The 12,665-nt window shown below is 61.4% G+C and carries 13 protein-coding genes; 5 read left to right on the top strand and 8 right to left on the bottom strand.

Annotated features, from left to right (window positions below; genetic code table 11):
* The 8 genes from ACILRN_RS00325 to ACILRN_RS00290 all read right to left on the bottom strand — a co-directional run.
* The coding region (locus tag ACILRN_RS00325; RefSeq protein ID WP_395684592.1) for a PQQ-dependent sugar dehydrogenase at nucleotides 1-224 on the bottom strand (224 nt) is incomplete at its 3' end.
* Between the two features lie 51 nt (nucleotides 225-275).
* On the bottom strand, nucleotides 276-935 hold the full coding sequence (locus ACILRN_RS00320) for an alpha/beta hydrolase (RefSeq protein ID WP_395684591.1): 660 nt from the start codon (nucleotides 933-935) through the stop codon (nucleotides 276-278).
* The gene (locus tag ACILRN_RS00315) at nucleotides 932-2,137 is read right to left on the bottom strand and encodes a serine hydrolase domain-containing protein (protein ID WP_395684590.1); all 1,206 of its coding nucleotides are present in this window, start codon (nucleotides 2,135-2,137) and stop codon (nucleotides 932-934) included. Before ACILRN_RS00315 ends, ACILRN_RS00320 begins: the two co-directional genes overlap by 4 nt.
* Nucleotides 2,138-2,202: 65 nt before the next feature.
* Nucleotides 2,203-3,237 (bottom strand): extracellular solute-binding protein, encoded by a 1,035-nt coding sequence (locus ACILRN_RS00310; protein ID WP_395684589.1) that lies wholly within the window; start codon nucleotides 3,235-3,237, stop codon nucleotides 2,203-2,205.
* 30 nt (nucleotides 3,238-3,267) lie between these two features.
* Nucleotides 3,268-4,068, bottom strand: a complete 801-nt coding sequence (locus tag ACILRN_RS00305) for an ABC transporter permease (protein ID WP_395684588.1) — start codon at nucleotides 4,066-4,068, stop codon at nucleotides 3,268-3,270.
* Nucleotides 4,061-4,984, bottom strand: coding sequence for an ABC transporter permease (locus ACILRN_RS00300; RefSeq protein ID WP_395684587.1), 924 nt, complete (start codon nucleotides 4,982-4,984; stop codon nucleotides 4,061-4,063). Before ACILRN_RS00300 ends, ACILRN_RS00305 begins: the two co-directional genes overlap by 8 nt.
* Before the next feature lie 3 nt (nucleotides 4,985-4,987).
* Nucleotides 4,988-6,085 carry an ABC transporter ATP-binding protein gene (locus ACILRN_RS00295; RefSeq protein ID WP_395684586.1) on the bottom strand — a complete coding sequence of 366 codons (1,098 nt, stop codon included), beginning with the start codon at nucleotides 6,083-6,085 and terminating at the stop codon, nucleotides 4,988-4,990.
* 79 nt (nucleotides 6,086-6,164) lie between these two features.
* Nucleotides 6,165-6,908: an SDR family oxidoreductase gene (locus ACILRN_RS00290; protein WP_395684585.1), complete on the bottom strand. Its 744-nt coding sequence runs from the start codon at nucleotides 6,906-6,908 to the stop codon at nucleotides 6,165-6,167.
* Between the two features lie 64 nt (nucleotides 6,909-6,972).
* On the opposite strand from ACILRN_RS00290, the gene ACILRN_RS00285 reads away from it, so the two are divergent.
* From ACILRN_RS00285 to ACILRN_RS00265, 5 genes are all read left to right on the top strand, one after another.
* Entirely contained in the window at nucleotides 6,973-8,409 is a 1,437-nt protein-coding gene (locus ACILRN_RS00285; RefSeq protein ID WP_395684584.1) for an amidase, read from the top strand.
* Between the two features lie 22 nt (nucleotides 8,410-8,431).
* The gene (locus ACILRN_RS00280) at nucleotides 8,432-8,845 is read left to right on the top strand and encodes a GFA family protein (protein ID WP_395684583.1); all 414 of its coding nucleotides are present in this window, start codon (nucleotides 8,432-8,434) and stop codon (nucleotides 8,843-8,845) included.
* Between the two features lie 123 nt (nucleotides 8,846-8,968).
* Nucleotides 8,969-10,057, top strand: coding sequence for a site-2 protease family protein (locus tag ACILRN_RS00275; RefSeq protein WP_395684582.1), 1,089 nt, complete (start codon nucleotides 8,969-8,971; stop codon nucleotides 10,055-10,057).
* A 196-nt stretch (nucleotides 10,058-10,253) separates the two neighbouring features.
* Nucleotides 10,254-11,963, top strand: coding sequence for an ABC transporter ATP-binding protein (locus ACILRN_RS00270; RefSeq protein WP_395684581.1), 1,710 nt, complete (start codon nucleotides 10,254-10,256; stop codon nucleotides 11,961-11,963).
* A complete protein-coding gene (locus ACILRN_RS00265; RefSeq protein ID WP_395684580.1) occupies nucleotides 11,960-12,631 on the top strand; it encodes a hypothetical protein in 672 nt (223 codons plus the stop codon). The genes ACILRN_RS00270 and ACILRN_RS00265 overlap by 4 nt, the downstream gene beginning before the upstream one ends.
* Nucleotides 12,632-12,665: the final 34 nt, after the last annotated feature.

Genomic DNA, 12,665 nt, shown 5'->3' with positions numbered 1-12,665 from the left:
GAAACCTCACCGCCGGGCGAGACCACGCGCAGATCGCCCCGGCGCTCGGTGACCAGCATCGCCCCACCCGGCAGGAAGGCGAGCGACCAAGGACGGTCAAATCCCTGAGCCACGGTTTCAAGCCGCAGCGGGCCGATGGATGAATCATAGACATCGCCGGACACAGCCGGGCGCGACAACGCCACGAGGACAAGCATGGCGATACCGACGATGCGGCAGTTCATGCGGACGACCTTTCTTGCAACATTCGGGGAGAGAATACGCAATCCGCCGGCTTATGGATGCCTTGCAGTCATGGCGAGGAGGCCCTCGCGCAGGTGCGACAGTTCATCCGCGTTGATGCCATGGGACGAGCCTGGATAGATACGCTCGGTGACGCTGGCGCCCATTCGGGTGAAGGTCCCGGTGGTTTCCCTGACCCGGGCGAGCGGAATGTGCGGATCATGATCGGAACAACCAAGAAACACCCGAGCACCGCCGAGGGAACCCGGATAATCACGCGGGGTTCCCAGAGGGCCGATGGCGCCACCACTCAGAATGCCTATGAAGCCATAGGCCCGCGGGTTGCGCAGTACTGTTTCGCTGGCAAGACAGGCGCCCTGGCTGAAGCCCACGACGCCCAGCCCGGCGGGCGTGACGCCACTGGCGAGGAGATCTGTGATGATCGTCGAAAGCCGGGTGAGCGCGTTGCCGAGGAAAGGCTCATTGGCGGCGGTGGGCGCCATGAAGCTTTGCGGATACCAGCTGTTGCCATCAGCTTGCGGAGCGAGATAGCAAAGGCCCGGAAGGGCCAGAGCATCAGCCAGCGGCAGCATGCTGGCGGCGGTTGCGCCACGGCCATGCACGAGCAGCACGAGCGCTGCGGCGGAACCGGATGGCGCACCGGCCTCCAGAAGGCCATGCCGCTCGATTGCAGCCTGCAAGGATACCGTCATGCAAGGTGCCGTGCGATGGCGTGCAGCGCCGCCTGAGTCTGGCGCGTGAAGCGCGGGCTGAGGAAATCAGGCCAGCTCGACAGCTTGACGGCGACCATGCGGTGCTGCCAGTTCACATAGATCATCTGGCCGAACACGCCGCGCGCATAGAGGGCGCGGTCCACGGGATCCTCGATCCACCACTGGTTCCGGTAAGCGCCCTGCGGCAGGGTATCGGTGTAGGGCTCGCCGAAAATGGCGTGGTTGCCGGTGCGGGTTGCCTCCACCCAGCCGGGCGGCACGATGCCGCCACCAGCCTCGAGATAGAGCAGCCCGACCCGCGCATAGTCGCGCAGGCAGGCATTGAACCCACCATCGGCCAGGGCATGGCCCTGCTGATCGACGGTGAAGCTGGCGCTTTCCTCGGCGCCCATTGGCGCCCACAGGAATTCGGAAACGATCTCGGGCAGACGCCTGCCCATGACGCGCTCCATGCAGATAGCAAGCACCTCGGTTTCAATCGAACGGTAGGCAAAACGTTCGCCATGGCGGCGCTCGATCCTGCCAAGGCCGAGGATCTGCTCGAATACGCTGCGTGGCCAGCGAAAGCCGGGATCGCTGCCTTCGGGCACGGGCTTCCAGCCGGAAGACACATCAAGCTGGCCCATGTCGGAATAGGGGTTGGTGTAGGTCTCATCGAACAGGACGCCAGAGGTCATGTCGAGCACATGCTGGACGAGCGCGCCGCGATAGGCGGTACTGTCCAGCTCGGGCACATAACGGGTGACAGGTGCATTGACATCCAGCAGGCCGCGGCCGACCAGCACGCCCAGCGCCGCCGCCGTCACCGACTTGGCAACCGACTGGGAAAGATGCAGGCTGCGCTCGGTCATGCCATTGAAGTAGCGCTCATAGACAATGCTTCCGTGCTTGAGCACCAGGAAGCCGTCCGTATAGGTTTCATCCAGAAAACCGGCAAGCGTAGCCGCCCCGCCCTCGACTGGCGGAATGGCAAGCTGGTCCAGATCGCGTTCAGCGCGCGGCAAGGTCCGCACCGGACCAGCCCCGCGCCACACCTCGGCGGTGGGCAGGATCTGTCGGATGTTCTGAAAGCTCCAGCGGTTCCACGGCGGGCGGTCCCACTGGTCACGCGGCGGCACGAGGCCGGGCGGCGAGCCCTGCATGATCGGCGGACGCGAATCGGAGTTGCGGTAGGAGGACATCGGCGTCTCCCCGAAATGCCAGAGGCCCCGGCCGTTTCCCGCCGGGGCCTCGACGTCGTCAGTTGTTACTTGAGGACCTCGGTCCAGATCTTCGAATACATGTCGGTGACCTCCGGCGGGCAGGGCTTGAGGAATTCACCCGCCTTCTCGAGATCCGCCGGCACGATCAGCTCGGGCGCGTCCTTCATGTCGGCCGGCATGAACTGCTCCGAGCCCTTGATGCCGTTGGCGTAGCGCGCGAAGTCAGAGATCATCGCGGCATTCTCGGGATCCATGATGAAGTTCAGGAAGAGCTTGGCATTCTCGGGATTCTTGGCGTCCTTGAGAATGGCCGCGCTGTCCATGAAGTAGGGGAAGCCCTCCTTCGGAAAGCCGAACTTCACATCCGGGTTTTGGGCGCGGGCGCGCATGGCCGCACCGTTCCAGTAGAAGGATGCGCCGAAGTCGCGGCTGGCGAACTTCTCGATCACGCCATAGTCCATGGCGATCCACTTCGGCTTCGCCTCGACCAGCTTGTCACGCACCTTCTTCAGCACGTCCTTGTCGGCGGTGCACCACTCGCCGCCCATGTAGCGGATGGTGGCATAGAGCACATCGTTCATTTCCGGCGCCACGTTGATCTTGCCCGCCAGCTCTGCCGGCGGATCGAGGAAGATCGCCGAGGTGTTGATGTCGCCCTTGTAGAGCGAGGTATCGACGATGATGCCGGTCAGGCCCCACTGCCACGGCACGGAATAGTGGCGGCCCGGATCCCAGTCGACGTTCACCCAGCGCTCGTCGACATTCTTGAAGTTCTCCATCTGGTCGGGGCGCGATTCGAGCAGCAGGCCCTCGCTGATCCAGATCGGCATGAAATTGGCCGAGGGCATGACCACGTCGAAGCCGTGGCCGCCAGCGCGCACCTTGGCAAGGGCGGCGTCATTCGAGTCATAGTCGGTGATGGTCACCTTCACCTTGTACTTTTCCTCGAACTTCTTGATCATCTCGGGCGAGGTGTAGTTGCCCCAGTTGAAGATGTTGAGTTCGCCCTCGGCATGGGCTGTGGCAGCGCCCGCAAGCAGCGCAAGCCCCGCCAGGGCGGCAGTCAGAGTTCGTTTCATGGCAGTCTCCCTTTTGACATTGATTTCATATCACGACTTCTTCCGGCTGATGAAGAAAAACAACGTGACGATCAGCACCGATATCGCCAGGAATGCTGTCGATATGGCGTTCATTTCCGGCGTGATGATGCGCCGGAGCTGGCCCAGCATGTAGGTGGGCAGCGTATCCTGCCCGCCTGACTTGACGAATTCCGTGATCACCACATCATCCAGCGAAATCACGAAGGCCAGCATGTAGCCCGCCAGAATGCCCGGCCACAGAAGCGGCAGGGTGATCCGGCGGAAGGTGTGCCACGGCGTGGCGTAAAGATCGGCCGCGGCACGCTCCAGCGTCAGGTCCATGTTCTCGAGACGGGCCCTGATCGGCAGATAGGCGAAGGGAATGCAGAAGGCGGTATGCGCGATGATGAGATAGCCAAGCCCCGAGTAGCCCGTCCAGACCTTGATGCGCGAGAAGATGATGAGCAGCGCCACTGCCGTGACGATCTCGGGCACCATCAGCGGCTGGTTGATGAAGGCGTATTTGAAGGTGAGGCCGCGGTAGGGTTCGGTGCGGGTGGTGGCAAGGGCCGCCATGGTGGCGGCGGCAGTGGCAATGGTTGCCGCGGCAAGCGCGATGATCAGCGAGCGCAGGGCCGCCTCCTGCACCGCGGAATTGTGCCAGGCCGCGGCAAACCATTTGAACGAGAAGCCCTCCCACACCGCCAGCGACGATCCGGCGTTGAATGCAAAGACCACCAGGGTGACGATCGGCAGGTAGAGCAGGAAGAAACAGAACAGCGCCACCGCCGTGAAACCGGACTGCCGCCTGACGTCAAAGCTGCTAGCCATGGCGCACCCCGGACTTCGAGGCGTTGCGCACATAGACGAGCAGCGCCAGCATGACGATGGCCATCAGCGTGATCGAGATCGCCGAGCCGAGCGGCCAGTTGCGCCCCTGACCAAACTGCAGCTCGATCAGGTTGCCGAGCATCATGTTCTTGCCGCCGCCCAGCACGCGTGGCGTCACATAGGCGCCGAGCGAGGGAATGAACACGAGGATGGAGCCTGCCACGATGCCGGGCTTGACCAGCGGAATGATGATGCGCCACAGCACCCGGGCCCTGGTCGCATAAAGATCGTAGCCCGCCTCGACCAGCCTGAAATCCAGCCGTTCCATCGAGGCATAGAGCGGCAGCACCATCAGCGGAAAATACACGTAAGCCATGCCGAACAGGATGCCCATGTCGGTATACATCATCTGGATGGGCTGCGAGATCACACCGACCCACATCAGCGCTGTGTTGATGACGCCTTCGTTGCGGATCACCTCCTGCATCGCGAATGTACGGATCAGCAGATTGGTCCAGAACGGGATGGTGATGAGGAACAGCCAAACATCACGCGAGCGCTCGGACCGCGTGGCGATGAAATAGGCCGTGGGAAAGCCCAGACACAGCGTGATCAGGGTGGTGATCAGGGACAGCTTCAGCGAACGCCAGAAAATGGCCAGATGCGCGTCGTTGAAACCCAGCGTGTCGTCGAACATGTCACGCGAGAAGAACACGTTGAACCAGCCCTCAGCCGAGAACTGCCAATACTTGACGTCGCCATAGTCGCCCTTGACCATGAACGAGTAGAGCAGGACGACGAACAGCGGCCCGACGGCGGCAAAGAAGATGATCAGCAGGGCCGGCGCCGACAGAAGCCAGCGCCCGCGTATGTCGCGGCGGGCGGCGGCTGCGGCGATCTCGGCAGCACTGGCCATGGCCTAATCCCTCAGCACTTGCGCGGCATGAGGCTCAAGCACGATGCCCACCGCCTCACCATCGGCGAACTGGGCAGCCCCGGCGCGGGAATTCTGGCGGCGGACGATGAAGGAGGCGCCACCAACAAGGCGGACATGGTAATGCGTGTCAGTGCCAAAATAGACCGCGGTTTCAAGGGTTCCGGTGAGATCGGCCCTGCCGCCGGGCCGGACCAGCTGGGCATGCTCCGGCCGGACGACGACACTCACCCGGCCAGCGGGCGCAACGCCATCCGGCAGGCCGGCCACAATCTCCGCGCCATCCGCCAGCCGTATCGCGGCCTCGCGGGCGCTGACACTTACGACATTGCCCTCGAGGAAATTGGTCTCGCCAATGAAATTGGCCACGAACCGCTCCGATGGCCTGTCATAGATGTCGCGCGGGGTGCCAACCTGCAGGATGCGCCCCTTGTTCATGACCGCGATGCGGTCTGACATGGTGAGGGCTTCCTCCTGGTCATGGGTGACGAAAATGAAGGTGATGCCGGTTTCATGCTGAAGGCGTTTCAGCTCGATCTGCATGTCCTTGCGGAGCTTGTAGTCGAGAGCCGAGAGCGGCTCATCGAGGAGCAGAACCTTGGGCGCCGGCGCCAGCGCGCGTGCCAGTGCCACGCGCTGCTGCTGGCCGCCCGAAATCTGGCTGGTGCGGCGGTTGCGCAGCTCCTCCATGCGCACCAGTTTCAGCATGGCACTGACCCGCGCATCAATCTCGGTGCGCGGCTTGCCCAGCATCTCAAGGCCAAAGGAGATATTCTCGGCCACCGTCATGTGCGGGAACAGCGCATAGCTCTGGAACACGGTGTTGACCGGGCGCCTGTAGGGCGGAAGAGGCGCAATATCCTGGCCATGGAGCAGGATTTCGCCCCTGGTGGGAAAATCGAACCCCGCGATCAGCCGCAACAGCGTTGTCTTGCCGCAGCCGGAGGGACCCAGCAGCGTGAAAAACTCGTTTTCACGAATGGGAACAGAGACATCGTCCAGCGCCACGACAGTATCCTGCCCCGCGCCCTGGAACAGCTTGCTGACGCCCTTCGCCTCGATGGCGGCCTGGCCAGATGCCAAAATCGGTCTCCTCCCCTCCGCCTGTTTACCGGCGGTTTCCGGTCATCCTATGCCGGGACAGGCAGGCTTGCCAATGGGGTCAGATCGACCAGCCGCCGTCGATCACGAAGGTCTGGCCGGTGACAAAGGCCGCCTCGTCGCTGGCCAGATAGACGACCAGCATGCCAATTTCCTCGGCGCGGGCCATGCGGCCCATGGGCTGACGCGCAATAAAGGCCGACTTTGCGGCCTCGAAATCACCCGTGGCCTTGAGCCGCTCCATGAGGGAGGGGCTGTCCACCGTTCCGGGGCAGATGGCGTTCACCCGGATGCCCTTGCCGGTGTAATCCGCGGCGAGCGACTTGGTCATGCCGATGACGGCAGCCTTGGTGGCGCCATAGACGAAGCGGTTGGGCACACCCTTGATCGAGGAAGCGGCGGAGGCCATGTTGATGATGACGCCTGAGCCCCGCGCCAGCCAGCCCGGCATGAAGGCCTTCATCATGCGGAAATGCGCCTTGACGTTCAGGTCGAAGGAGAAGTCCCAGGCCTTGTCATCGGTCTCCATGATGGTGCCGGCATGGACAAAGCCCGAACAGTTGAACAGGATATCGGGCGTGCCGACGCGTTGGGCAGCAGCATCGACCTGGTCCTGTTTGAGAACATCCAGCGTGAAGGCGTCGATGCCCGCCTGCTCTCGGCTCAGGCTGTCCAGTGCATTGGCATTGATGTCGGTGGCCCAGACCCTGGCGCCCTCGCGCGCCATGCAGATGGCGGCAGCCCGGCCAATGCCCTGCCCCGCCGAAGTGACGATCGCCGTCTTGCCCTGAAGCCTGCCAGCCATGGACATATCTCCCCTGATCCTGTTCTACTGACGCTCTCCTAACGCTTAGCCATGAGGCTTGTCCATGCGCAATGAAGAGATCTGCTACCTGACCGCCACGGCAGCCCTGGAGCTGTTCCGCCGCCGCAAATTGTCACCCGTCGAAATGGTGAAGGCGCTGATCGACCGGGCTGGGCGGGTCAACCCCGCGATCAACTGCCTCGCCGACCGCTACTTCGAGGAGGCCCTCGACCAGGCACGGGAGGCAGAAGCGCGCCACATGAAACGTGGCGGCTCCACCCTGGCGCTGGATGGCATTCCGCTTGCCGTGAAAGACGCCCAGCGCGTGGCAGGCAGGCGCACCACCCACGGCTCACTGATCTTCAAGGACAGCGTGGATGATCACTCCGATCCGATGATCGAGCGCCTGCAGGCGGCAGGCGCCATCATCCTGGCGCGCACCACGACGCCGGAGTTCTGCCTCTCGGGTGTCACCTCCTCGCGCATCTGGGGCGTGACGCGCAACCCGTGGAACACGGACTGGGGGCCAGGCGGCTCCTCGGGCGGATCAGGTGCAGCGCTTGCCGCGGGCCTGGTACCCCTGGCCACCGGCACCGACATCGGCGGCTCGATCCGCATTCCGGCCGCGGCCTGTGGCGTGGTGGGCTTCAAGCCGCCGCATGGCCGAAACCCGGACGGCCCGCCCGCCAATTTCGACCGCTTCAACCACTGCGGACCGATGACGCGCAGCGTGGCGGATGCGGCGCTGATGCAGGCGGTTACCGCGGGGCCACACCCCCTCGATCATGATTCACTGCGCCAGACGGTCAGACTGCCGCTCACGGCAGGCAGCATCAAGGGCATGAAGATCGCCTATTCGGTGGACCTCGGCTATGTGCCCGTCGAGGATGAGGTGCGCGCCAACATGGTGGCGGCGATCGAGGTATTCCGCTCGCTCGGCGCACGGGTGGAGGAGGTTGACCTCGGCTGGACCGATGCGGTGGAGCAGAATGGCCTGCATTGGTACAATCTGATGCATTTCGGGCGCCAGACCATCTGGAACCTGAAGGAGAATTCCGACCTGATGACCGATTACGCCATCAGGTTTGCCAAGCTCGCCAAGACTGCCAGTGGCGCGGAAGACGTGCACAAGCCCTGGGAACAGACCCACCGCATGTACCAGACGCTGGGGCCAGTGCTGGAGACACACGACGTGTTCATCTGCCCCACCAACAATGCACCGGGCGTGCGCGCCGACCACGACCCCTTCGACCCGAACTTCACCGTAGCCGGAAGGAAGGTTGACGCCGAATATGGCTGGGTGATGACGCACCAGTTCAACATGCTGCACAATTGCCCGGTGATCTCGGTGCCCTCAGGCCATGCCGCGACGCGGGTGCCAACCGGCATTCAGATCGTTGGCCGCACGTTTGACGACGCGCGCGTGTTCAAGGCCGCACTCGCCTATGAGAAGGCGCTCGGCGGCTGGTATTCAGACAAGCGCAAGCGGCCAGCGCTGTGAGAGCTGCAAGCGGAGTTGTTCGATGCCGATGACCGGCCACTGCCTGTGTGGCGAGGTGAGACTCAAGATCGAGGCGGCGCCAATTGCCGTGACCCATTGCCATTGCAGCATGTGCCGCCGCCATTCGGGAGCGGCGGTGCTGACCTATGCCAAGTTCGATATGCGGGCGGTCACGTTTTCCGGGCCGCCGCCAGTGGTTTACCGCTCATCGCCTGGCGCGCGGCGTACGCATTGCGGAACATGCGGCAGCCCGGTGAGCTTTCTCTATGACGGCGAGCCGCAGTCGATCTATGTGGTGGCGGGCATTCTCGACCAGGCCAATGCACTCCTGCCATCAGCCCACTGGTATGAGGCGGACAGGCTGCCCTGGCTGCACATGGAGGACGGACTGCCGCGCCATGCCACGCAGCCCGACGATGAAGGAAAGGCATCGTGATTTCATCCGCCGCCGGAGCAATGCCCCGGCAGGCGTGAGTTTCAAAAGCCGGCCGATGAGTCTGTTTCCATCCTCTCGCGACATGTTCTAAAGATCACCGCGAGATGTTGAAAGGATGGTCGCATGGGTTGGTCTCTCCGCATTGGACGCATCGCCGGAACCGATATCGGCCTGCACATCACCTTTCTGCTGTTTCTGGCCTGGATTGGCCTTGCGGACTACCTGGTGGGTGGGACCGCGGCGGCGGTCGACGCGGTGGTGTTCATCATGCTGGTGTTCCTGTGCGTGACGCTGCATGAGTTCGGCCACATCGCCATGGCGCGGCGCTTCGGCATCAAGACGCCCACTGTGGTGCTGACGCCGATCGGCGGCATTGCAAGCCTGGAGCGCATGCCGGACAGGCCCGGGCAAGAACTGCTGGTGGCCATTGCCGGCCCGCTGGTGAATGTGGTGATCGCGCTGCTGCTGATGGCAGGCTTCGGACTATCATTGTCCGGCGTCCTGACGGTTGACCTGGAGCAGGCGAGCCTTGCCGAGCGGTTGCTGCTGGTGAACGTCACGCTGGTGGCATTCAACCTGATTCCGGCCTTTCCAATGGATGGCGGGCGCGTGCTGCGGGCACTGCTGGCGATGAAGCTCGGGGCACAGAGGGCAACGTCTCTCGCCGCAAAAATCGGCCAGGGCTTTGCAGCGCTGTTTGTGCTGCTGGGGCTGTTCTTCAGTCCCATCCTGGTGCTGATTGGCGTGTTCATCTATTTCGCGGCCGCGGCCGAGGCGCAGTCGGCGGCCTTCACGGGCTTTGCAGCCAAGCTGACGGTGCGCGATGCGATGGAGCCGGCGGCCATCATTCTCGATGAGAGTCAGCCGCTCTCAGCAGCGATTGACGCCCTTCTGGCTTCGCCGCAGACGGAGTTTCCCGTGCTGGGAACCAATGGCCGCGCCAGGGGACTGCTCGACCGGGATGCGATGATCCTTGCCCTGCGCGAGCACGGTGAGGCCACGCCAATCAGCAGCGCCATGCGGCCAGCCCAGCCCCTCCTCCTCGCCCAGCCGCTCGCCGAAGCCTTCAACAGCATGCGAAGCCGCGGAGCCAACGCCGAGGTGGTGGTGGACGGCAATGGCCAGGTCGTGGGCGTGCTGAGCAGCGGCAACATCGCCGAGATGATGCTGGTGAACAGCGTGCGGCCGGGATGGCGGTTCAGGAGGCGCTGACACATTACGCAAGGCGCAGTTCCCGACATTCAGGCTTCGAGAGGGGCTCACCCAACGAGATACTTGATTTCTTGACACTTGCGCCAAATAACCGCTACCGCATGACACTAGCGATTACGCGGCCATGGTTATTGTAGAGACAGGGCAGAACCTTTAATCTTTCAAAGCACCAAGTGAGTTGCTGGCAAGTTTCCAAATGAATATGATCCTTAAGATATTCTTGCAAGGTGATCGCCTACGTTCCGTTCTGGTTCTGCTGAGCCTCGTCGTTGCTGCTGCGGTTGAAGCCATCGGGGTGGGTGCCCTGCTACCGGCCGCTGCGGCACTTTATGCCCAGGACGGCAAGGCATCTCAGGGGAGCGCCTTTGTCCAAGAGATCATCGCTTGGTCTGGAATGACGCCGAGTTTCGAGACTCTCGTCTTGCTAATTGCAGCGGCCGCCATACTCAAGGCCCTGATCTCGTTTCTTGCGCTATCCTATGCAGCTGTAGTCGCAGCAGAACTTGCAGTGGACTTCCAGGACCGACTAATCAATGCGGCGATAGGCGCAAGCTGGCGCTTCTATGCTGACCAGCATGCTGGCAACTTCGCCGCTGCAGTGGCCAATGACGCCTCACGTGCCAGTCAAGCCTATCTGTTCGGTGCTCAAGCGATTGCGGCGGGACTGCAGTCGGTGCTGCTCGCAGCCGTGGCGCTCGTGTATAGCTGGAAGCTAGCACTCGTCAGTATCGTGATAGGTCTTGCCATTACCACAGCCATGAACCGGTTGGTCAAACTGAGCCGCGCGGCAGGTAGCCGTGAAGCAAACATGACAGGAGCACTCACTGTCCGCGTCGTGGACCTCATAGCCAACATGAAACCTCTGAAGGCAATGCACCGCTTCGAACCGATGCTCAGGCCGATTAGCCAGAAGCTCATTAAGCTGCGGCGGGCGCTGATCACTGTCGAGATGTCAAAACAGGCTTTGAACCTTGGTAATGACGTCGTTGTGACGTTGCTTATCACAATCACGGCTTACTTTGCTTATACGTCATGGAAGGTTTCTCTTCCTGAATTACTGGTCTTCACCGTGATCTTCTTCAAGATCAACAGTATGTTCTCTAAGGTTCAGAAGGCTGTACAGCAAGCCGTGAAGTTTGAGCGCTTCTACACCCGCATTTCTGAACTGACCACCTTGGCTCTGTCACATCAGGAGAGGAATCCGGGCAGGCTCGATGCAGCCATCACCAAGCTGTGCCGTTTTGAAAATGTGTCGTTCTCTCATGCTGAGGCCGAGATCATTCGTGGTATCGACCTTGAAATCCCCGCGGGTCAAATCACTGTTTTGAGAGGGCCATCTGGTGCGGGAAAAACAACCATCATCGACTTGCTCATCGGCCTCTACGAACCTGATCGTGGCAGCATCACTGTTGATGGCGTCTCGCTCAATGACATTGATCTTTACAAGTGGCGCAGAAAAATTGGTTATGTTCCGCAGGAGCTAAGCTTGCTCCACGCCAAAGTACGGGAGAACATCACGTTCGATGATCCACACTTCACCGATGACATGGTATGGTCGGCACTTCGGCAGGCAAAGGCAGAGGACTTTGTGAGAAATTTTCCGCAGGGGCTGGATACCGACGTGGGTGAGATGGGGGGCAAGATGTCTGGTGGTCAGCGGCAGCGTATATCTCTCGCCCGGGCACTGGTAGGATCACCTGAACTCCTGATCCTTGATGAGGTGACCAGTGCGCTTGACCCAGCCACAGAACAAGAAATCGTCAATAACATAGCATTGCTTCGTGGAAAATACACGATAGTGGCGATCACTCACCGACCAGCATGGACAACAATCGCTGATCGCCTTTACGAGATCGACGATGGGAGAGTTCTGAGTGTGGAAAGCCATCTTCAGGTCAGCAGATGATCCTGTCGCACTCACGCCGCTTCATCCTGGTAAAGACGCGAAAGACTGCTTCTACCAGTCTTGAGCGCGCCATTATTCCACACCTGGACCCTCGTGATACGTGGACGCCGATTTCTTTGCCAGCCGTCGCCGGCAGGAACTATTACAGCCTTTGGCCTGCAGACATATTGTCGGCAAAATGGTTTCGTGCACGCGAGTGGATCGGTCGCGACCATTGGCTTCATCATCGCTTCGCCTACGACCACATGCCGATCAGCCAGATTAGGCGCTGGCTGTCAGCCGACGCATTCGGGCAATACCGAAAATATGCTTTCGATCGAAACCCCTGGGACTTCATTGTAAGTTACTGGTTTTTCTATCGGCGCAAGGAGAGAGCCTCTCACTGGGATTTTGACCGTTTCCTCCACGAATACCCTATCATCAGTAATTGGGACCTGTACACCGAGAACGGGCTGGTGGCAGTAGACAAGGTATACCGCTTCGAGGAGCTGAGTAGCGCGGTCAACGAAATCGCAGCGCAAACAGGCCTTGCCCTTGGCATCTTGCCTGAAGATAAGCGGAACTATCGCGAAGCACGAGACTATCGTAGCTACTATACGGCCTCAAGCAGAGACTTGGTGGCGGCTCGCTGGGACCGGACAATCCAGCTGCTAGGTTACGACTTCTAGGACGAGCTTCCAGCGATCCTTCCGCAAGATGCGT

The organism is Aestuariivirga sp., from assembly GCF_044238155.1.
Lineage (GTDB): Bacteria > Pseudomonadota > Alphaproteobacteria > Rhizobiales > Aestuariivirgaceae > Aestuariivirga.
This window is presented reverse-complemented; position numbering and strand designations above follow the sequence as displayed.